The sequence below is a fragment of the Methanothermus sociabilis genome (assembly GCF_055392295.1).
In genome coordinates this window covers 471272-493084 of record NZ_AP042467.1, presented here as the reverse complement: position 1 = coordinate 493084, position 21813 = coordinate 471272, and the positions used below count along the sequence as shown (strand labels likewise).

The window sequence follows — 21813 nt, the reverse complement described above, 5'->3', positions numbered from 1 at the left end:
GGTGAATTTATGGTTGTAAAAATTGGCGTAATTAAATGTGGAAATATTGGGACATCTCCGGTGATAGATCTTCTTTTAGATGAAAGAGCTGATAGGCCAAACATTGATGTGAGAGTTATTGGATCTAGCGCAAAAATGAATCCTGAACAAGTTGAAGATGTTGTACCCAAGATGTTAGACATGGACAGAGATTTAGTGATATTCATAAGTCCAAATCCTGGTGCCCCAGGTCCAGCAAAAGCTCGAGAATTGTTATCTGAGAGCGATGTACCTAGCATTATCATAGGAGATGCTCCTGGTAAAAGAGTTAAAGATGAAATCGAAAAACAGGGTCTTGGATATATAATAGTTGAAGCAGATCCTATGATAGGTGCTAGAAGAGAATTCCTTGATCCAACAGAAATGGCATCATTTAATGCTGATGTAATTAAAGTTTTAGCATGTACTGGTGCATACAGATTAATACATAAAACTTTAGATGATTTAATATCAGATCTTGAGGCAGGAAAAGAAATAGAACTTCCAAAATTAATTATAGACAGTGAAAAGGCTGTAGAAGCAGGAGAATTTGAAAATCCATATGCTAAAGCAAAAGCCATGGCAGCGTATGAAATAGCAGCAAAAGCTGCTGATCTAGATGTAAAAGGATGCTTTATGGTACAAGATCCAGAGAAATATATACCTATTGTTGCTTCAGCACACGAAATGGTATCAATCGCTGCTAAATTAGCTTCAGAAGCTAGAGAAATAGAAAAATCAAATGACACTGTAAAGAGAACTCCACATGGTAAAAAAGGAGAATTATTAGAAAAAGTAGCGTTAATGGCCAAACCAAAATAACTTCTTTTATTTTTCCACCTATTTTTTAAATTTTTTTAACTAATTTTTTGCCTTTTAAATTATTGTTTTTTCAAAACTAATTTTTCACATTAAGTGAAAAGTTATTTATGAATAGAATTATGTAAAAAGTTTAACCATGCTATAGAAATAAAAGGAACAGAACAGACAAACAAAAAAGATTTCTTTTGTATTTAGCTTTAGCTTTTCAGTGGGAGGTAATCTAATGTCTACAATGAAAGATAAAAAAATAGTGATAACGGGGGGTTTAGGGTTCATTGGTTCTCACTTAGCCAATGAATTATCTAAAAATAATGAAGTTACAGTGATAGACAATGGATCAACAGGTGATTTGAAAAATTTAGAAAACGAGAATATAGAGGTCATAATGAAAGACATTAATGAAGTCAATTTAAAAAAAATATTTGAAGATAAAGATTATGTTTTTCATCATGCAGCAATAGCAAGTGTACCTAGAAGTATTGAAAATCCCATAGAATGTCATAAAGTTAATGTAACTGGATCTTTAAAAGTATTATTAGCAGCTAGAGACACAGATGTTAAAAAAGTCATAAATGCATCATCTTCTGCAGTATATGGTGACAATCCTAATTTACCACTCTCAGAAGACGATTCTTTGAATCCTTTGTCACCATATGCAGCGTCTAAAGCTTCATCTGAATTATATTGTAAGGTGTTTAATGAAGTGTATGGCTTAAAAACAGTTTCTTTGAGATATTTTAATGTTTTCGGGCCAAAACAAAATCCACATTCACAATATGCAGCAGTTATTCCTAAATTTATTTATAAAATGATTAAAAATGAGCCTCCAAAAATTTATGGAGATGGTACCCAAACAAGAGATTTTATTTATGTTAAAGACGTTGTGAAAATAAATATAAAGGTTGCAGAGTCAAATTTTACAGGTGTATTGAACGTTGCTAGGGGAGAATCCATCTCTGTAAATAAATTATTTAGATTAATTAAGGAGATTTTAGATGTAGAGGTTGAACCTATATACACAGACCCTAGACCAGGAGATATTAAACATTCATGGGCAGACATTAGCCTATTAAAATCAAAATTGAAATTTAAGCCAGGGAATTTTAAAGAACAACTAAAAGAAACAATAGAATGGTTTAAACAACAAATTTACATTCAGGGTCAATCTTCTTAGCTTTAGCCATTATTAACTTTTTCCAATTTACACTTGGAGCTAATTTCGTACTTTCCATATGTGTAGCTATTGATGGCTTAGGAGCCCAGAGTTTATATCTCTTTCCAAATAATATTTGTTTCCAACAATATTTCCAAGCTAAATAAATTATATACCTCATTTCCCGTGATTTTAAACACTTCAGAGGGTTTATATTTATTTTTGTTAAACTTATCCATAGGCTAGCATCATGATTTCCATGTACATAACTTTCCATTATTTTTTTGGTTTCCTTAAGCACTTTTTTACTTGTTAAGAAAGTTAAGCATGTGGATGCAACAGTCCTCCATATTCTACCTTTGTATGTCCTTTTTTCTTTTCTATGCTGATGTAGAGGATGTTCATAGTAATCCAAGTGGTCATAAGGAGTTACAAAATCAACGTCTTCATATTCAAGAAATTCTATCATTTCTTCAAACGTGTTTGGTAAATAAAAATAATCATCTTCAGCAAAATAAACAATGTCAGAGTCTTTTTGATTTAAAAGTAAATTTATTTGTTTTTCAAATGTTTTCTGGTTACCTACTGAATCTAACCTAATAAATTCGATATCATTAAAATATTCCTTAAATAAATCCACATATCTATCAGGACAGCCATCTAAAATTGCAAAAATTTTCACATCTAAATCCCCAAGAGACTCTCTAAATGATTCCAAACATAACTTTGAAAGTTTATATTTATCCTCCTGAAATATTGCAGGTGTTTTAGAAACTCCTGGGTAGATTCTATAAGCAACCGCAACGTCTTTCATGTTTTTTCACCCAATATTTTTTTAAAGTATTTTATCGTTTTTTTTAGTCCTATTTTCAATGGAGTTTTTGGTTCCCATCCAATTAATTTTTTGGCTTTGGTAATATCAGGCCTTCTGCGTTTTGGATCATCTTTTGGTAACTTTTTATATGTTATCTCCAAATCTTTACCTACAAGATCAATTATAAGTTTTGCTAAATCAATTATCCTATATTCTTCAGGGTTTCCGAGATTTACAACTTCACCATCTAAGTTGTCTTTAATTGACAATCTGTAAATACCTTCCACTAAATCGTCTATATAACAAAAACTCCTTGTTTGGGTACCATCTCCATAAACTGTTATTTTTTCTCCTTTTAATGCCTGTGTTATGAAATTTGGAATAACTCTGCCATCGTCTGGCTTCATTCTAGGTCCATAAGTGTTAAATATTCTTATTATCCTTGTATCTAATCCAAATTCTCTATGATATGCTGCGGTTGTGGCCTCAGCAAATCTTTTAGCCTCATCATACACTGCCCTAGGTCCAATAGGATTTACATTACCCCAATATGATTCCTTTTGTGGGTGTACTTCTGGATCTCCATAAACTTCAGAAGTAGATGCTAAAATATACCTTGCATCATTTTTTCTTGCTATATTCAATGTATTGAATGTACCATACGAACCTGCCTTCAAAGTTTCTAGTGGATATCTATAATAATCAACAGGGCTTGCTGGAGAAGCAAAATGCATTACAATATCTGCATCAAAATCTATAGTTTTTTTTGAGATATCTAATTTTTTAAATTTGAAATTAGGCGATTTAACTAACTTTTTTATATTCCTAAAATTACCTGTAATGAAATTATCGACTCCTAAAACTTTATGACCCTCTTTTATAAACCTTTCAGCTAAATGTGAACCTATAAAGCCAGCGACACCTGTTATGAGTATTCTCATTTTTTCACCGCTCGTCGTCCTACAGAATAATATTCAAAACCTTCTTCTATTTCATCTAATTCGTAAATATTTCTTCCATCGATAATTATGGGCAACCTCATTAATTTTTTCATTTTATTAAAATTAGGATTTTTAAATTCATCCCATTCTGTTAATATTAGCAGTGCATCAGCATTTTTGAGTGCTTCATATTTATCATTGCAATATTTTATATTCTCACTTTCTGGGAATATCTTCTTGAAATTTTCCATAGCTTTTGGATCATATAATCTTAGGTTTGCCCCTTGCTTCGAAAGTTCGGATACAATGTCAATTGATGGAGCATCCCTGATGTCATCAGTCCCTGGTTTAAATGATAATCCCCATATTGCAATATTTTTATTTTTATTTATCCAAAGTACGTTCTCAACTTTTTCAATAAATCTTTTTCTTTGAGCTTTGTTTATTTTCTCAGTTTCCCGTAATAAACTAAAATTAATGCCATGTTCTTCAGCTATTTTTATAAATGTCCTAACATCTTTTGGAAAACAAGATCCTCCATAACCTATTCCAGCATTTAAAAACTTATCTCCAATTCTTGGGTCATATCCCATTCCTTTTGCTACCGTGGTAACATCTACACCTAATTTCTCACACAAATTAGCAACCATGTTTATATAAGAAATTTTCATTGCAAGAAATGAATTAGATGCATGTTTTATAATTTCAGCTGTTGCAGGATCAGTTACAAGGAAGGGAACACCTTTCTTAATCAATGGTTTATAAATTTTTCTTAAAATCTTTTCAGCCTTTTTATTTTCAACTCCTACGATTATTCGGTCGGGATTCATGAAGTCATCAATGGCAGATCCTTCTCTAAGGAATTCTGGATTTGATGCAACGTCAAAATTAATGGAAGATTTGGAATAGCGTTTTAAGGTTTTTTTTACCCATTGATAAGTATTGACAGGGACTGTAGATTTTTCAATTATCAATTTATAATCATTTTTCAAAGATAGGGCTATTTCTCTGGCAGCTTCTTCAACTTGTGAAAGATCTGGCTTACCATTTTTTTCAGGAGTTCCTACACATATGAATATTGCATCAGCAAAATCCACAACTTCTTTATTTTTAGATGTGAATTTTAGCCTTTCGAAATTTTTATGTAATAGATTTTCCAATTTAGGCTCATAAATAGGAGACTTGCATTTTTTTAATAATTTTAATTTCTTTTCATCTTTATCACTGCATATAACTTCATGACCAAACTCTGCAAAACATACTGCTGTTGTGAGTCCTACATAACCAGTACCTATAATTCCAATTTTCAAAATACCACCTCTTAATGAAAATACATCAACACACATTTTTACTTTTAAATTCAAAAAAATAAAAAGGTGATGGAATGAGTAAAGTTCGTACAGTAGTAAAAAACACATTTGTGTTGCTTTTGGCATCAATCTTTACAAACATTGCAGGATTTATATGGACTGTAGCAATGGCTAGATATTTAGGTGCTGGTGGATTTGGTATTATTTCAGCTTCCCTTGCTATTACAAGTATATTTGGTATATTTGCAGATCTAGGCCTAAGCATATATTTAACAAGAGAAATTGCAAGAAAACGTGAAAAATCTTTAAATTTATTTAGAAACGTTATTTCACTCAAAACAATTTTTTCGATTATAACCTTCACATTTTTACTTGTTATTATTTTTATCCGTAAATATCCTGTTTATGGAAAAATTGTAACAATTCTTATTGGCATCTATGTAATACTACAATCTTTTAATAACGTGTTTTATGGCGTGTTCCAAGGATTTGAAAAAATGGAGTATCAAACAATAAGCACGATCTTAAATAACTCTCTCCTCCTTATTTTCATTTTGGGTGTAATATATTTAAAATTAGGAATAATTGAAATTGGAATGGCCTACACACTTTCAGCATTTATATCTTTACTTTATTCATATCTTATCTGTAATTCAAAATTTTTAAAAGTTGGTATCGCTGTCAATTCTGATTTATGGAAAAAAATATTACCAGAAGCCTTACCTTTTGGTATAACAGGAATATTTACAAATATTTATTTTTGGATAGATTCTGCAATGTTGTCTTTTATGAAAAATGATGTTGTAGTGGGTTTATATAATGCTCCATATAAAATCATGCAGGCTCTCCTTTTTATTTATTCTACCTACATGATAGCGTTGTTTCCGGTTATGTCTAAATTTTATATCCAATCTTCGGAAAGACTTACACTTACATATCAAAAATCATTAAAATACATGCTGCTGATTTCAATGCCAATAGCAGTGTTTACAACAATTTTAGCAAAAGAAATAACATTACTAGTATATGGTCCACAATATCTTCCTGCTGTCCCTGCATTTCAAATATTAATATGGACCATAGTATTTATATTTACCAATGGAATTTTTGCAAATCTTTTAAATTCGTCAAATAGACAAGTAACAGTGACAAAAACTACTGGAATCGCAGCAGCATTTAATGTTGTTGTGAATCTAATATTAATACCAAAAATGAGCTACATTGGTGCAAGTATAACAACTGTGGCAACAGAACTCCTCATCACAATAATGTTTATTTATTGTGTTAACAAAACAAAATATAAATTAAAGTTTTCAATGATTAACACTGTACTAAAAATTTTATGCTTAAACATTGTTTTAGCTATAATACTAATGACGCCAATATATCTTATTCTAAAAATAATATTGGGCGTTGTTGCATATTTCATAGGAATAATTGCAGTGAGAGTGCTAGATGAAATAGACTGGTTAATAATAAAGATGGCACTTGGAATCAAAAGTGATCAAAAATAAAGGAGGGACAATATGGCAATCAAAGATTTAATTAAAATGAACAATAAAAAAACAAATTTTATATTTGTTGGTGGTAAGGGTGGTGTTGGAAAAACTACCATTTCAGCTGCCACAGCATTATGGATGGCGAAATCAGGTAAAAAAACACTTATAATTTCAACAGACCCTGCACATTCTCTGTCAGATTCTTTTGGTATGAAAATAGGACATGTACCAACAAAAATAATAGAAAATTTATATGCTGTAGAGATAGATCCAGAAAAAGCTGTAGAAGAATATAAAGAAAAATTAAAGTCACAAATGGACATGACTCAAGGTATGGGGTTAGATTTACTAGAAGAAGAAATGGATTTAGCATCAATGTCACCTGGAATTGATGAAGCAGCAGCATTTGATCAGTTTATACGTTACATGACAACAAATGAATATGATGTTGTAATATTTGATACAGCACCTACTGGTCACACTCTTCGTCTTCTATCCTTCCCAGACATTATGGACTCATGGGTTGGCAAAATGATAAAATTAAGAAAACAACTACAGGCAATGACCAAAATGTTCAAGAAAATATTACCATTTACATCAGATGAAAACGATGAAGATAAAGCTCTAGAAAATTTAGAAAAAACTAAAAAACAGATAATGAAGGCTAGGAAAATAATGTCTGATCCTGAAAGAACTTCATTTAAAATGGTAGTTATTCCTGAGGAAATGTCAATATATGAATCTGAAAGAGCTATAAAGGCTCTAAAAAAATATGATATCCCTGTTGATAACATTGTAGTTAATCAGGTGTTACCAAAAAAAGATGATTGTGAGTTTTGTAAGGCAAGAAGAAGAATTCAAAACGAAAGATTAAAAGAAATAGAGGAAAAGTTTAAAGACAAAAAAATATCGAAAGTTCCATTACTTAAAAAAGAAGCTAGAGGCATTAAAACACTTGAAAAAATAGCTGAGATGTTATATGGACAACCAAAGGCATCTTAAATTTTTAATTTTTAATGAAAATAAAAATTCTAAGCTAGGTATAGCTACTTGCGCTAATACATTTTTTTCCAGATTTAAAGGTTTAATGCTCAAAAAAGAAATAAAAGAAGGTATAATTATAAAAATACCTACAGGAAGAAATAGATTTACATCAGCAATCCATACGTTTTTCATGCTAGCGCCAATAGACGTTATATTTTTAAATGACAAAAAAATAGTGATAGATGCAGAAACATTAGAACCATGGAGTTTTTATGTTCCTACATCACGAGCCAAATATGTTATAGAATTAAAAAAAGGCATGATAAAAAAGTCAAAAACTGAAATTGGCGATAAAATCTCTATGAGAAAGATGTAATATAATCCAATATTTTTTTTGGATTATCTATGACTTCAACACATTCTAACTTATTTAAAAGCTTTGTATTTTCTACGTCTATTTTCCTTACATATATTTCAATGATTTTTCCACCAACTATTGCATTGTAAGGACAAGCTTTCTCGCAACTTCCACATCCAATGCATTTCAACAGTTCAATTTCTCTTCCAGGAATTATGGCATCTGTTGGGCATGCTGCCGCCGCTTTACAAGTTTCACAATTTTTACATAAATCTAGCTCAAGTTTAGAAGGCAAAACTGTTTCATTTTTTCCAACTTTTATATCTACAGGTACTATAAGTGTTTTTACACGTCCTTTTCCTGCCTGTGCAACAGCATTAGTAACCAGCGTATCTGCTATTCCATGCACAATTTTTGCAACAGTGTTTGCAGTTGCTGGTGAAACTATAAGTAAATCATAACGACCAAGTGAAAATCTTCCAGTTATTGGAAAACTATATTCTTGATCTTTTTCACGTACCAATTCTTTATAATAACCTCCTGTAAATTTTTTAACTCTATCATATAATCCATACATCTTCAATACTTCTTCTCCAGCCTTAGACATTAACACTGTTACGTCATGTTTCTTTGCTACTTTCTCATAAATCATGACACTTTCCTTAAGGAAATGTCCAGCACCAGTAAAAGCCCATGCTACCCTCATAGTTTTACAAATACTTTTCAAGTATTTCTATATAATCATAACCTTCTTCTTTCTCAAATGCATAATCAACCTTAGTAAAATCTTCCATAAATTCTGAAACATCGTTTTTAACATCTTTATTATCAATAACAACTTTTTTGATATATTCAGCAATTTCTTTCATTTCTGATTCTTTCATGCCTCTTCTAGTTACTTCTTGTGTACCTATACGCAATCCAGATGGATTATCAGAATTATTTATGTCATCCCAAGGTAATAAATTCTTATTTAATATTATATTATTCTTTTCAAGTTTTTTAGCTATTTGAGAAGAATTTCCTATGTCTGAAACATCTATAGCAATTTGATGAGATTCTGTAAAACCTAAATCGGCGCATAGAACATTAAACCCTAAGTCATATAGACTCTCAGCCAATGTTTTAGCATTTTTTATTACTTGCTTTGCATATTTTTCACCATATTCCAGCATTTCTGCTGTAGCAATGCCAAGTGCAGCTAAATGATGTAAATGATGGTTACTAACAAGTCCTGGAAATACAGCATTGTCAATTTTATTTTTAAATTCTTTTTTACAAAGAATTATTCCTCCTTGAGGGCCTGGAAATGTTTTATGAGTACTCCCTGCTAATATATCAGCGCCTTCCCTTAAAGGATCTTGGAAATGACCACCCGCTATTAATCCCAAGACATGTGCACCATCATATATTATTTTTGCTCCTACCTCATCTGCAGCTTCCCTAGCTTCTTTTACTGGATGAGGGAATAAAAATAAACTACCACCAAACAACACAACCTTAGGTTTAATTTCTAAGATATCCTTTACCATTTTATCCACATTAATATTAAATTTCTCTTCATCAAAGGGGTGTGGATGAACTTTTAATCCTCTAACTCCGGCTGCTCCTACATTAGCATGAGAAATATGGCCACCATTTGGGACATCTAAAGCTATTATATTATCTCCCGGATTTGTAAATGCAAAAAGTGCTGCTAAATTTGCTATAACTCCCGATGTAGGCTGTACGTTTGCATATTCAGCATTAAATAATTTTTCCGATAATTTTATTGTAAGTTCTTCAATTTCATCTATATAATAACAACCTTCATACAATCTTTTACCAGGCAAGCCTTCTGCATATCTATGCCCCAAATCAGAAATTAACACTTCTCTAACTCGTAAGCTAGTGACATTCTCACTGGCAATCAGATTAATGCTTTTTTTCATCCATTCATTATGTTTCTTTACAAGCTCCCTGATTTTATTTGTGTAGTCTAAGTTTCGAGACATGATGTCCACTCCCAAATTTATGAACTTAATATTTTTTGATAAAAGGGATTAGATCTAACTAAATTATCTAATTTTTAAATATTTAAAATTATTTGTTAAGAAAAAATTTTCCCAAAAATTTAAAAATTGAATCCAAATAAAAATAAGTAAAAAATTGGTGATAAAATGTATGAGATGAGAATACCTCCTGGAGTGAGTTATAGTAGTATTGCTAAAGTTGTGAATAAATATAATCTTAAACTTGTTCAAACCGATGATGGTCCAGTTTTAAGAGGTAAAAAAGAAGATCTAGAAAAGGCAAAGGATTTAATTGTTAAAGATCTTAAAAAACGTATAAAAGAATTGGAGAAGTAAATTTCTTCTAATAAGAATTTGTTTTTACATATTTTTGTGTGAAGTCAATAACTATACATACATCTCATACAAAATTATTGTTTATGTATATATGTATAGAGGGGATAGATGGGGCTGGAAAGTCACTACAAGTTAAACTATTATCAGAAAAACTAAAAAAATGTGGATACAAAGTAATTCAGATAAAAGAACCAACCGATTCCGAAATAGGAAAATTGATAAGGAAATTATTGCGGAAAGAAGTTAACAACGCATTGATGACATTGCTTTTTGCTGCAGATAGAATTATATTATCTGAGAAAATAAAAAAATTGTTAAAAAAAGGTTATCTTGTGATTAGTGATAGATGTTTATGGTCTAGTTTTGTATATCAAAGTATTGATATAGGTGAAGATTGGGTTGAGGAAGTTAATAAATATGCTCTAAAACCTGATATAACAATTCTTCTTGATGTAGATGTTGATGTAGCCATGAAAAGATGTGAAAAAAAAGAAATATTTGAAAATAGTTCATATTTAAATAAAGCTAGGAGGAAATACTTACAACTAGCAAAAAAACATAATTTCATCATTATAGATGCTAATAATGATATAAAAACCGTTCATAACGAAATATTAAAAGTCATCGCTGCAAAAATACAAAAAAAAGAATAACTATGAGTGTAATAGCAGAACTTAAAACAATAAAAGGAATAGGCAACAAGTTAGCTAAAAAAATTGTTGAAGAAGTTGGTGGAGAAAGAGAATTTAAGAAAGTAATAAATAATTTAGAGATAGATGAACTTGTCAAAGTTAGAGGAGTAAGTGAAAAAAGAGCAATTGAAATAATAAAAAAATTTAGAGGAGAAAAAGTTCAAAAATTTTTAAAAACTGAAAGGGCCTTCCAACTCTATCAAGATATCATACAAAAAATTCTAAAATATACTAACACTAATTACTCCAAAAATAAAGTAAAATTATTGTATCCATCAAATGATCCAAAAAAAATAAAAGAAGATCTAAATTCTATTGTAGAATTCAAAAATAAATTAGAAAAATTACCCAGAAAAAAAATAGAAAATTTATTAAGAAAAGCCAGACGATTCAAAATTAAAGATACAAAACCAAATTTTATTTTTGGTAGAGCTGTCTTAGTAAATGATGAAAAAATATATGAAAATCTTTTAAATTTAAAAATAGATAAATATTGTGAAATATTGTTAAATCCAAGTACAGATGAATTGGAAGATTATGACTTACTAATTTATATACAATCTGGACATGAGGCAGATATAGATTACCTACCAAATTTAATTACACTTACACCTGATTTCACTAAAGAAGAGATAGTACCTGAAATTATTTTAGATTATTTTATAGAAAATAAAAAATTGTTGGACATTATATTAAAAATAAAAAGAATTTTAGGCGAAAAAACGGTTTTAGAGGATGTTATAAATATTATTAATAAATTAAAAAAATCTGAACCTAAAGAGATAAATATAGAGGAAGTTGTTGAGTCGGTAAGAGTTAAAACCAATAAAAAAATCAAGGAAAGAATAAAGAAAATTAAGCTTGAAGGAGCAGAAGTTTTAAAATTGTTGAATGAAGGCAGTACTAAGAAAGTTGATAAAATATTTGAAGAAAGTATTAGAGAGGCTAAAAAAGAGATAAAAGAAAAAACTGGAATTAATTTTGACCCATTTTTGAAAGAATATCCATTATCAATAGATAAAAACGAGTTAAATAGAGTTGTTAGGGAAATAAAAGGTAAAAACGAAATTAAAAAATTTGAAGCAAAAGTCAATGCCGCAAAAAAGTTAAAAAAATTGATTAATGATGTAAAAAAAGAAATAAAGTGGTTTCAAGAATTTGATTATAAATTTGCATTAGCATCTTTTGCTTTAAATTATGGATTAAATCCTCCTAAATTATCCAAGAGATTTATAATTAAAAATGCTTTGCATCTAGATTTGATCCACACTAAGAATGCACAGAGAGTAGATTATGATGTTCCAGGAGTAACGTTGTTAACAGGTGCAAATAGTGGAGGAAAAACAACACTATTAGAGACTTTAGCTCAGACAGTTATATTGGCACATATGGGATTACCAGTGAACGCTGAATATGCAGAAGTTCCAATATTTGATGAAATTTACTTTTTCTCAAAACAAAGGAGTTTAGATGCAGGTGCGTTTGAGCATTTTGTTAAAACATTTACGCCAGCTTTAGCTACTAAAAAAAGAAAATTAATATTATTGGATGAATTGGAGTCAATAACAGAATTAGATGCAGGTGCAAAAATAATAGCAAGTTTTATTGAATTTATAAAAGAATCAGAATCATTTGCTGTTATAGTTACACACATGGCCAGAGAAATTATAAAGTTAGTTGATGTCAGGGTCGATGGAATTGAAGCTAAAGGTTTAGATGAAAACTATAATCTAATTGTTGATAGGACACCAAAAATAAATTATCTTGCTAAAAGTACTCCGGAATTAATTTTGAAAAAGCTGTATAAGCAATCAAAAGGAAAAGTGAAGAAAATGTATCATGAAATGCTAAAAAAATTTGAAAAATGAGTCGTATTGTTGCCTGCCCACTAACTCAACAGGTTCACAGGAAGGACTTAGTCCTTGTCCTCCCCTGAGCAACCCTCGTGGCAGGCTATTGTACGATACCTGGTTTCTCCTAATCATCTGAGGCTAAACGCCTATCATCATAGGAGGACCGTAGGGTATCGCGGCGGGGGTTTAAAGTGAAATGATGAAAAGATGAGAATGAAGTGGGCCGGCGACGTTGGAGGCTTCCCGCAACTAACGTTGCAGTACCACCTCCAACGCAGGGGGGCTTAACTTCTGAGATCGGAACGGGTTCAGGTGTGGCCCCCCCGCTATGGTCGCCGTACCCTTCTAGGTGCATAGGTAGTTCGTGGATATCACCTGTAGGGAACTGGTCCAAGGTTTTCGGGGTGTTGGGAGCGGCAGGCTAAGCCTCTCGGCTTTCGCCTCGAGGCTTACACCTCCGCCCCATCAAACGCCTCTTTTAGGCGCCCCCTTATGGCTGCCTATTTTCGGGGGGTGCTTCAGGCTTAGATGCTTTCAGCCTTTATCACCCGGCGCGTAGCTGCCCGGCGTCGCCCTGTCGGACGACCGGTACACCAGAGGCGCCGGCGGCCCGTTCCTCTCGTACTAGGGCCACCTTCCCCTCAGGCAGCCAACACCTCCGGTAGATAGCAACCAACCTGTCTCACGACGGTCTAAACCCAGCTCACGTTCCTCTTTAATGGGCGAACAACCCCACCCTTGGGCGCTGCTGCACGCCCAGGGTGAGGAGAGCCGACATCGAAGTAGCAAGCCGCGGGGTCGATGTGGGCTCTTGCCCGCGACCACCCAGTTATCCCCGAGGTAGCTTTTCTGTCATCTCCGGCCCCCATCGAGGAGGCACGGAGGTTCGCTAGGCCCGGCTTTCGCCCCTGCACCCCCTACTGTTAGGGGTGCAGTCAGGCCGGCTTTTGCCCTTACACTCTACGGCGGGTTCCTGACCCGCCTGAGCCGACCTTTGGGCGCCCTTGATATCTTTTCAAGGGCGTGCCGCCCCAGCCAAACTGCCCACCTACTGCTGTCCCCCCTTTCGGGGGTTAGGGGCCCGGCCATGGGAAGGCGGTGTCTCATGGGCGGCTCCACCAGGCCTGGCGACCTGGCTTCGAAGCCTCCCGCCTACGCTGCATACCCATGACCAGACCCCAACAGCAGGCTGCAGTAAAGCTCTACGGGGTCTTCGCTTCCCACCGGAGGTATCTGGCATGTGCACCAGAAAGCGGGTTCACCAGGTCCGGGCTAGGGACAGTGGGGGCCTCGTTCAACCATTCATGCAGGCCGGTACTTATCCGGCAAGGCATTTCGCTACCTTAAGAGGGTTATAGTTACCCCCGCCGTTTACCGGCGCTTCACCCCGTTGAACCGGGGCTTCACGTGCCGGCACTGGGCAGGTGTCACTCCCAGTACTCACCCTTACGGGCTAGCTGGGAGCTATGTTTTTATTAAACAGTCGGGCCCCCCTAGTCACTGCGACCAGCCGCTTCTCGCGGCTGGCACCCCTTCTTCCGAAGGTACGGGGCCAATTTGCCGATTTCCCTTAGCCCGGTTACCCTGACACGCCTTAGCCTTCTCAGCTAGGGGCACCTGTGTCGGTTCTCGGTACGGTGGCCCAGGATCCATAGCTGGCTCCCTTTTCAAGGGCCCCGGGGATCGGCCAGACCGTCCCTTAAGGGACGGCTGTTCAGGCCTTCACCTGGTTCTCCCCATTACGGGACTCCCCAGGCTTCAGCCTTTAAATGGGGCGACAGCCCCACCTGGCCTACCCCGAGGCGTCAGGAGCCAGCCTTTGCGTCGCCGCGTACCTGGGCCGTACAGGAATATTAACCTGTTTCCCTTTCGGCCAGGCCGGGTTACGGCTGGCCTTAGGACCGACTAACCCTGGGCTGACGAACATTGCCCAGGAACCCTAGCCCTTTCGGCGGTAAGGATTCTCACCTTACTTTGCTGCTACTACCGCCAGGATTCTCATTCCCGCCAGGTCCACGGGAGCTCACGCCCCCGCTTCTGCCCTGGCGGGACGCCACCCTACCAGATCACCGCATTTCGCGGTGCTCCGGGGTATCGGCAGCCGGCTTAAACCCCGTCCATTTTCGGCGCCCCCGGCCTCGGTGAGTGAGCTGTTACGCACTCCTTAGAGGATGGCTGCTTCTAAGCCTACCTCCTCACTGTCTGAGGCCGGGGACCACCTTCGCTACTTAGCCGGCATTTAGGGGCCTTAACCCCGGTCTGGGTTGTTCCCCTCTCGGGACACAGGCTTACCCCGTGCCCCTGACTCCGCCCTTCTACGGCGGTGGCGGGTTCGGAGTTTTACAGGGTGCCGAGGGATTTCTCCCCCTGCACACCCAGTAAGTGCTCTACCCCGCCACCTGCCTCCGGGCGGGCTGGCCTGCGAGCCATTTCGGGTGGAACCAGCTGTCACCGGCCTCGATTGGCCTTTCACCCCTAGCCCCGGGTCAGGGGAGCGTTTTGCACTACAACACCCCTTCGGGCCTCCACCACTCGTAAGAGTGGCTTCACCCTGCCCAGGGCTAGATCGGCCGGCTTCGGGTCTCACGGCCGTGACTCCGGGCCCTTTCGGACCCCGCCCCTCGCACATAAAGTGCTGCGGGCATGTCGGTTTCCCTACGACTCCGGGGCGTAAACCCCTTAGCCTCGCCACGGCCGTGAACTCCCTGGCCCGTGTTTCAACACGGACGGCAGGACGCCGATCACCACCCCTCATACTCCCCCGTCGCCGGGGTTTCTTTTGGGGTGGGTCATCTCTTTCGCGCCCTGCCGGATTGTCGCCGCCCGGTTTCAGGCTCTTTTCACTCCCCGTCAGGGGTTCTTTTCAGCTTTCCCTCACGGTACTAGTGCGCTATCGGTCTTGGGACGTATTTAGGATTGGGAGTCGATGCCTCCCAGATTCGCGCCCCATATCCAAGGGACGCTACTCAGGATGGCAACGTTCCCTGCCTGGCTTACGCCTACGGGGCTTTCACCCTCTCCGGCGCCGGCATTCCAGCCGGACTTCGGCTTCACCAGGCAGGGAACATATGTTGCCATCCTGCAACACCACATCCCCCCTGTATCGCTACAGAGGGTTCGGTTTGTCCTGTGCCGCTTTCGGTCGCCCCTACTCACGGCATCGCTTTTGCTTTCTTTTCCTCCCCCTACTAAGATGTTTCAGTTCGGGGGGTTCCCCCTCCTTACGGAGTGACCCTCCTTACGGAGGGCCAGGAGGTCCCATTCGGCGATCCCGGGCTCTACGGCTGCATGCGCCTCACCCGGGCTTATCGCAGCTTGCCACGGCCTTCGTCGGCGCCCAAGCCGAGCCATCCACCGGGCGGCTTAAACCTTGGACCAGTTCCCTACAGTTGGTGTCCACGAACTACCTATGCACCTAGAATCATCTTTGATCATCTAGCTTCACTAGCCATCATAAGATGGCTAGTTGCATGGACCCACCGGGATTTGAACCCGGGGCCTCCGCCTTGCAAGGGCGGCGCTCTCCCAGGCTGAGCTATGGGCCCAAAAATAAAAAAAGGTCCCACGGGTGCTTTTGGTGTCCCAAAGGAATATTATTATTTTAAGGAGGTGATCCAGCCGCAGGTTCCCCTACGGCTACCTTGTTACGACTTCGCCCTCCTCACGGGGCCCGGATTCGACCATGGCCAGAGGCCATGGCCTCATCCGAACCCCGTTTGGGTGGCGTGACGGGCGGTGTGTGCAAGGAGCAGGGACGTATTCACCGCGGGATAGTGACCCGCGATTACTACGCATTCCAGCTTCACGAGGGCGAGTTGCAGCCCTCGATCCGAACTACGGCCGGGTTTATGGGATTACCTCCCCCTTTCGGGGTCGGTACCCATTGTCCCGGCCATTGTAGCCCGCGTGTAGCCCGGGGGTTTCGGGGCATACGGACCTACCGTCGCCCGCACCTTCCTCCAGCTTATCGCTGGCGGTCCCCCTAGTGTGCCCGGCGTCCCTTACGGGACCCGCTGGCAACTAGGGGCGCGGGTCTCGCTCGTTGCCTGACTTAACAGGACGCCTCACGGTACGAGCTGACGGCGGCCATGCACCTCCTCTCGGCTCGTCAGGCAAGGTCATCAACCTGGCCATCATCCTGCCGTCGCCCCCGGTGAGGTGTCCGGCGTTGAATCCAATTAAACCGCAGGCTCCACGCGTTGTGGTGCTCCCCCGCCAATTCCTTTAAGTTTCAGCCTTGCGGCCGTACTCCCCAGGCGGCGGACTTAACGGCTTCCCTTCGGCACTGGGGCAACTCGAGGTTGCCCCAACACCAAGTCCGCATCGTTTACGGCCAGGACTACCCGGGTATCTAATCCGGTTCGCTCCCCTGGCTTTCGTCCCTCACCGTCGGGCCCGTTCCAGCCGGACGCCTTCGCCACAGGTGGTCCCCCCGGGATTACAGGATTTCACCCCTACCCCGGGGGTACCTCCGGCCTCTCCCGGCCCCAAGTCCGGCAGTATCTCCGGCTACTCCCGCAGTTGAGCTGCGGGCTTTCACCGGAGACTTACCGGACCGGCTACGGACGCTTTAGGCCCAATAAACGCGGCCACCACTCGGGCTGCCGGTGTTACCGCGGCGGCTGGCACCGGTCTTGCCCAGCCCTTATTCCCGGAGCTTTTTACACTCCGGAAAAGCCACTCCTTACGGAGTGGCACTGGGGGTCCCCCCGTCGCGCTTTCGCGCATTGCGGAGTTTTCGCGCCTGCTGCGCCCCGTAGGGCCCGGGGCCTTGTCTCAGGCCCCGTCTCCGGGCTCTTGCTCTCACAACCCGTACCGATCGTAGGCTTGGTAGGCCGTTACCCTACCAACTACCTAATCGGCCGCAGACCCATCCTGGGGCGGTCAAAAGACCTTTCGGCGAGGCCCCATTCCAGGAGACCTCGCCTATCCGGGATTAGCCCCAGTTTCCCGGGGTTATCCCGGACCCCAGGGTAGGTTGTCCACGTGTTACTGAGCCGTTCGCCACGGGCACAAGGCCCGTTCGACTTGCATGGCTTAGTCGGACCCCCATAGCAGTGGCCTCCGCCAGGATCAAACGGAGTTGGCGGGGGATTCCTTTGGGACTTTACCAGCACCCGTGGGACCTATGATCAAGCCTGAGTTATTCACTCAGGCTCTCACCAATTTTGTTGCCATGGCTGGAGTGCGATTCTTCATCGAGCCTAAATAGGCACTCCGAATCCACGCCGGTACCATGGCATTACATACCTAGCAACACTATCAATACAAAAAAATTAGAAAATATTGCAAAACCATAATATTTAAAAGGAGGTGATAGTAAGAATTTCTTAATTATTTATTTAGGTGTTTTAATGAGAAAGACAGGTATATTCTTCATGGTCTTCATGATTTTTGGGATTTATTTATATATTCATGGTACTTTAGCTCCTGTAAAACCCGTAGGACGCTTAGGAATTGTTAAATTGGCAAATCCAGATATGTATCCGGGACACCCACAATCAAAAGTAGCTGCAGATTATGCAAGAAGGATGGGATCAAAATGTGTCTTAGTTGTTCATTATGCAGGAGCATCTGGTTATGCACATTATAAAGAAGGAGACATTACAGTTATAAATCTTGCATTTATAGATAATAGAGGTATGCGTACAAATATAGATTGGCAAGAAGTTATACAGACGTTTTTATTTGGAATTCCTGAAAATAAATATAGGTATAGAGCTGATGGATATGAGTTTGATACATTAGATGAAGCAATGAATTATGTAATGGAAATTGCAAAAGAAAATGGACAAGAAGGACCAATTCCAATGTTTTATCATGGGACTGTACGTGAAGGAAATCCATTGATAAATCAAGGTTGTGGTTTCCCTCTATATGTACAAATAACCTGGAAATATTATGGAAGATTTGGAGCATATTATTATGTAATAAAAGGTATGATTGAACCCTATTTTAACAATCCATATGCTATTTATGAATTGATGCATGCCTCAGACCTACAAAAATTATACAATGAAGGATATTTAAATTATGAATAGTGAAACAATTTCTAGAAACAAAACTAAAGCAACATTACTTATTATAAAAATATAATCACTCATTTTTAATTTCACATGAGTATGATAATTACTGATACTCTCTTCATTATAGCCACGACTTAACATACTTAAATATACTTTTTCACCTTGTTCATATGCTTTGAGAAAAACTATAGCTATTGTTTCCCCAATTTTTCTTAATCTAAGAAGATATGGTAAATTTTTATTCCAAATACTAAAACATCTTGATTTTTGTGCATTTGTAATTGTTACAAATTTCTCATAAAAATAAAATAAGTATCTCACTGTTATGCTTATCAACATCATAAAAAGTGGAGGAAGGTGTAGTCTTTTTCCAGCCTCAACTAAATCTTGAAGTGGCGTTGTTGATGAAAGCATGAGAACTGAGGTAACACAAGTTATCAACTTTAATAAAAGAAAAGTCCCATATACTAATCCTTCAAAAGTTATGTGGATTCCGAGAGGCAATGAAAGTAATATATGTCCTGGTCTAATGAAAATTTGAAAAATAGCAATAAAACCACCAAATGGAAGAACTAAAAGTAATCTCTTTAAAAAAGTTATGAAATCTAATTTAGATATAAAAATAAGTAGGAAAAGATACAATTCTAGTGCAATTAAAACATAAAATGATTGTGTATGAACAGCATAAACAACTAAAAAAATAAAAATTATTAATTTCACTCTTGGATCAAGATTATGTATGGGGCTATTCTTTTTTGCATCTTTCTCAATGAATATAATATCATCAATGCCTGTCATGTCTCTAAAAAATAAAAAAGGAGAAAATTAAGCTTTTCTTTTACCTGCAACGATTGCTACTCCATAGGCAATAGCAAATACAATAATTGTACCTATCACTAATGCCAATATAGAACCAATAGTTCCTAATCCTGGTATTTCATAATCAGGCATTGGAGGTTGATGGAATGTTGTTCCTTCACCAGCTTTCACTAGTTCAGCTGTTTTTTCTAGACCATCAGGATTTTGAGATGCTAAAAATGGTGAAAGACAACATATTATTAATGAAATTACTAGACCAACTATTATGATTTTGTGAGTGTCTTTCATTCTGTTGCAGCCTCCTCTGGAGCTTTTTTCCAAACTATTAAATCCGGACGTATTCTTTCAATTGCAAGGATTACTATCAATGTCAAGACACCTTCTATTATACCAATTACTGCATGGAACAGTCCCATAAATGTAAGTCCTAGGTTTATTGGGAATTTGCCTGCTAACGCTAGTTCAATTGCACATAAAATTGCTGCAAGAAATATTGATAACCATCCTGCTAAGAAAATAGCTATTGGTTTGTTGTATTTCACTAATGCCTTAAATGTATAGTAACCTACAAAGCCTCCTAGTATACCCATGTTTAAAATATTTGCACCTAAAGCTGTTATACCACCATCTCCAAAAATAAATGCCTGTAACAGCAACACTATTGAAATTAAAAGTATTGCTGCCCATGGACTAGCAAATACAATTGCTACAAGTGCTGCACCAACCATATGACCACTGGTACCCCAAGGGATTGGAACATTAAAAGACATCACAGCAAATATACCTGCAGCTAGTACTGCAAACAATGGAATATTTCTTTCTGTAAGATTTCTGGCAGACCACCTAAGAGAGTAAGCTACTGCCACAATTGCTATAATACCGTAGATGAGACACTGCCACAAAGGAATATATCCATCTGGAATATGCATTCAATACCACCTCTTCTCAATAATTAAAAAATTTTTATTACACAAAATCAATTTTTTTAATCAATTAATATATAAAATTTTCTTAAATAAAATTAAATTAAATATAATTTAAAAATTCTTTAATGCTTTTTCAAATGCTTCTTTATGTAATTCAGATGCAAATTGTTTTTTACATTCATTATCAACAAGAATATTGATTTTAGGTGCCATACAGGGATAATGTTGAACTTTAAAACCGGCTTCACGAGGCAAATCTTTAGTTATTTTTTTATTAATATACTTCTTTTTAATGTAGTTAGCAACAAACAATGTTGCCCCACATGGTGAAGTCCTCAATACTTTTATATCTTTTAATTTGCCATTTTTTATTTTAATTTCAACTTTAGGTTTCCCAATTTTAGATGCAAATTTATCAAAAGTTTTGTCACCAATTTTTCTAATATTACACATTAAATCAGGACATATAACATTTTTAAATGCTTGTAATTGTTTTTTGAATCCTTCTCCATCCCATGAAGCTACTATAATCCATTTTTTACCATCACTTATCCTTCTAACAAGCTCATAAATTACATCAGGATGTAATATATAAATTAAAATTATCTCTGTATCTTTTAATTTTTTAAATACATTGTTGGGGATCTCAACATCATCTAAAAATGCTTCTGAAGGACATTTCATCTTTACAATCTTACAATCAAAATATTTTTTTATTGTTTTATAGCTTCTTTCACCATATCTACCATCTGTAACTACAGCTACTTTCATCATCATAAACTTTTTATTCTGGATTATAAATATTTATTCATAATGTTTTGGGTGAAAAAATGCCAAGGCCAAGAAGGTTTCGGAGGGTTATTGAGAAACCTAGAGTTAAAAGTTTTGGTCCCTGTCCTCCCTGGGCAACAGAAGAAGTTGTAAAGATGGAAATAGAAGAATTGGAAGCTATAAGGCTTAAAGATTATTTGGGAATGAAACAAGAAGAAGCTGCTAAAGTAATGAACGTATCACAACCAACATTTCATAGGATATTGACTTCTGCACGTTCAAAAATTGCTGAAGCAATAATAGAGGGAAAAATGATAGTTGTAAGTGGAGGAAAATACATAATTGAAGAAAAAAAGTATGTATGTAAAAAATGTAAATCTGAATGGCCTGAAGAGATAAAGATATGTCCAGTATGTGGATGTAAGGGAATTTTACATAGAGGAGGTGGAAGATTTGGACGAAAATAAAGCTAAAAAATT

At 37.7% G+C, this 21813-nt stretch carries 19 protein-coding genes, 1 tRNA gene and 3 rRNA genes; 10 read left to right on the top strand and 13 right to left on the bottom strand.

The annotated features are described in order from the left end of the window. The first annotated feature begins 9 nt into the window (after positions 1–9). Together ACZ5LY_RS02675 and ACZ5LY_RS02670 are read left to right on the top strand one after the other, a co-directional pair. Positions 10–840, top strand: coding sequence for a F420-dependent methylenetetrahydromethanopterin dehydrogenase (locus tag ACZ5LY_RS02675; RefSeq protein WP_464577859.1), 831 nt, complete (start codon positions 10–12; stop codon positions 838–840). A 232-nt stretch (positions 841–1072) separates the two neighbouring features. Further along, positions 1073–2014 carry an SDR family oxidoreductase gene (locus ACZ5LY_RS02670; RefSeq protein ID WP_048060687.1) on the top strand — a complete coding sequence of 314 codons (942 nt, stop codon included), beginning with the start codon at positions 1073–1075 and terminating at the stop codon, positions 2012–2014. Here ACZ5LY_RS02670 and ACZ5LY_RS02665 read toward each other — a convergent pair. The 3 genes from ACZ5LY_RS02665 to ACZ5LY_RS02655 are packed head-to-tail and all read right to left on the bottom strand — an operon-like array spanning position 1977 to position 5058. Further along, positions 1977–2807 carry a glycosyltransferase gene (locus ACZ5LY_RS02665; RefSeq protein ID WP_013413886.1) on the bottom strand — a complete coding sequence of 277 codons (831 nt, stop codon included), beginning with the start codon at positions 2805–2807 and terminating at the stop codon, positions 1977–1979. The genes ACZ5LY_RS02670 and ACZ5LY_RS02665 overlap by 38 nt on opposite strands. Next, positions 2804–3748: a UDP-glucuronic acid decarboxylase family protein gene (locus ACZ5LY_RS02660; RefSeq protein ID WP_013413885.1), complete on the bottom strand. Its 945-nt coding sequence runs from the start codon at positions 3746–3748 to the stop codon at positions 2804–2806. Before ACZ5LY_RS02660 ends, ACZ5LY_RS02665 begins: the two co-directional genes overlap by 4 nt. Continuing rightward, entirely contained in the window at positions 3745–5058 is a 1314-nt protein-coding gene (locus tag ACZ5LY_RS02655; protein ID WP_464577856.1) for a UDP-glucose dehydrogenase family protein, read from the bottom strand. Before ACZ5LY_RS02655 ends, ACZ5LY_RS02660 begins: the two co-directional genes overlap by 4 nt. A 74-nt stretch (positions 5059–5132) precedes the next feature. On the opposite strand from ACZ5LY_RS02655, the gene ACZ5LY_RS02650 reads away from it, so the two are divergent. From ACZ5LY_RS02650 to ACZ5LY_RS02640, 3 genes are read left to right on the top strand one after another with little or no spacing between them, the layout of a single operon-like run. Beyond that, positions 5133–6572 carry a flippase gene (locus ACZ5LY_RS02650; RefSeq protein WP_013413883.1) on the top strand — a complete coding sequence of 480 codons (1440 nt, stop codon included), beginning with the start codon at positions 5133–5135 and terminating at the stop codon, positions 6570–6572. Between the two features lie 12 nt (positions 6573–6584). Further along, the gene (locus ACZ5LY_RS02645; protein ID WP_013413882.1) at positions 6585–7559 is read left to right on the top strand and encodes an ArsA family ATPase; all 975 of its coding nucleotides are present in this window, start codon (positions 6585–6587) and stop codon (positions 7557–7559) included. Next, positions 7537–7917 (top strand): DUF192 domain-containing protein, encoded by a 381-nt coding sequence (locus ACZ5LY_RS02640; RefSeq protein WP_013413881.1) that lies wholly within the window; start codon positions 7537–7539, stop codon positions 7915–7917. Before ACZ5LY_RS02645 ends, ACZ5LY_RS02640 begins: the two co-directional genes overlap by 23 nt. Here the strand turns inward: ACZ5LY_RS02640 and ACZ5LY_RS02635 are convergent. After that, positions 7901–8605 (bottom strand): dihydromethanopterin reductase (acceptor), encoded by a 705-nt coding sequence (locus ACZ5LY_RS02635; protein ID WP_013413880.1) that lies wholly within the window; start codon positions 8603–8605, stop codon positions 7901–7903. The genes ACZ5LY_RS02640 and ACZ5LY_RS02635 overlap by 17 nt on opposite strands. Before the next feature lie 4 nt (positions 8606–8609). After that, a complete protein-coding gene (glyA, locus tag ACZ5LY_RS02630; protein ID WP_013413879.1) occupies positions 8610–9893 on the bottom strand; it encodes a serine hydroxymethyltransferase in 1284 nt (427 codons plus the stop codon). A gap of 165 nt (positions 9894–10058) precedes the next feature. Between glyA and ACZ5LY_RS02625 the strand changes: the two genes are divergently transcribed. The 3 genes from ACZ5LY_RS02625 to ACZ5LY_RS02615 are packed head-to-tail and all read left to right on the top strand — an operon-like array spanning position 10059 to position 12807. Then, complete coding sequence (locus tag ACZ5LY_RS02625) at positions 10059–10247, top strand: hypothetical protein (protein ID WP_013413878.1); 189 nt, start codon at positions 10059–10061, stop codon at positions 10245–10247. Between the two features lie 38 nt (positions 10248–10285). Further along, entirely contained in the window at positions 10286–10900 is a 615-nt protein-coding gene (gene tmk, locus ACZ5LY_RS02620; protein WP_464577850.1) for a dTMP kinase, read from the top strand. A 2-nt stretch (positions 10901–10902) separates the two neighbouring features. After that, the gene (locus tag ACZ5LY_RS02615; RefSeq protein ID WP_464577847.1) at positions 10903–12807 is read left to right on the top strand and encodes a MutS-related protein; all 1905 of its coding nucleotides are present in this window, start codon (positions 10903–10905) and stop codon (positions 12805–12807) included. A gap of 206 nt (positions 12808–13013) precedes the next feature. Here ACZ5LY_RS02615 and rrf read toward each other — a convergent pair. From rrf to ACZ5LY_RS02595, 4 genes are all read right to left on the bottom strand, one after another. Then, positions 13014–13132: ribosomal RNA gene (gene rrf / locus ACZ5LY_RS02610) — 5S ribosomal RNA — on the bottom strand. A 47-nt stretch (positions 13133–13179) separates the two neighbouring features. Continuing rightward, positions 13180–16169 (bottom strand): 23S ribosomal RNA (locus ACZ5LY_RS02605). A 94-nt stretch (positions 16170–16263) separates the two neighbouring features. After that, positions 16264–16337, bottom strand: a tRNA-Ala gene (locus ACZ5LY_RS02600). Positions 16338–16396: 59 nt separating this feature from the next. Further along, positions 16397–17876 (bottom strand): 16S ribosomal RNA (locus ACZ5LY_RS02595). Together the 16S, 23S and 5S rRNA genes with 1 tRNA gene alongside form the textbook arrangement of a ribosomal RNA operon. A gap of 270 nt (positions 17877–18146) precedes the next feature. Between ACZ5LY_RS02595 and ACZ5LY_RS02590 the strand changes: the two genes are divergently transcribed. Next, a complete protein-coding gene (locus ACZ5LY_RS02590; protein WP_464577845.1) occupies positions 18147–18833 on the top strand; it encodes a hypothetical protein in 687 nt (228 codons plus the stop codon). On the opposite strand, the gene cbiQ is transcribed toward ACZ5LY_RS02590, so the two are convergent. The 4 genes from cbiQ to ACZ5LY_RS02570 all read right to left on the bottom strand — a co-directional run bounded on the left by cbiQ (position 18819) and on the right by ACZ5LY_RS02570 (position 21334). Further along, the gene (gene cbiQ / locus ACZ5LY_RS02585; RefSeq protein ID WP_013413874.1) at positions 18819–19616 is read right to left on the bottom strand and encodes a cobalt ECF transporter T component CbiQ; all 798 of its coding nucleotides are present in this window, start codon (positions 19614–19616) and stop codon (positions 18819–18821) included. The two genes, ACZ5LY_RS02590 and cbiQ, sit on opposite strands and share 15 nt — an antisense overlap. Before the next feature lie 27 nt (positions 19617–19643). Then, positions 19644–19925: a PDGLE domain-containing protein gene (locus ACZ5LY_RS02580; RefSeq protein WP_464577843.1), complete on the bottom strand. Its 282-nt coding sequence runs from the start codon at positions 19923–19925 to the stop codon at positions 19644–19646. Next, positions 19922–20566 (bottom strand): cobalt transporter CbiM, encoded by a 645-nt coding sequence (cbiM, locus tag ACZ5LY_RS02575; RefSeq protein WP_464577841.1) that lies wholly within the window; start codon positions 20564–20566, stop codon positions 19922–19924. The genes ACZ5LY_RS02580 and cbiM overlap by 4 nt, the downstream gene beginning before the upstream one ends. A 108-nt stretch (positions 20567–20674) precedes the next feature. After that, positions 20675–21334: a DUF166 domain-containing protein gene (locus ACZ5LY_RS02570; RefSeq protein ID WP_464577840.1), complete on the bottom strand. Its 660-nt coding sequence runs from the start codon at positions 21332–21334 to the stop codon at positions 20675–20677. A 59-nt stretch (positions 21335–21393) separates the two neighbouring features. Here ACZ5LY_RS02570 and ACZ5LY_RS02565 point away from each other — a divergent pair, with 59 nt between their 5' ends. Continuing rightward, the gene (locus ACZ5LY_RS02565) at positions 21394–21801 is read left to right on the top strand and encodes a DUF134 domain-containing protein (protein WP_013413870.1); all 408 of its coding nucleotides are present in this window, start codon (positions 21394–21396) and stop codon (positions 21799–21801) included. The last annotated feature ends 12 nt before the right edge of the window (positions 21802–21813 follow it).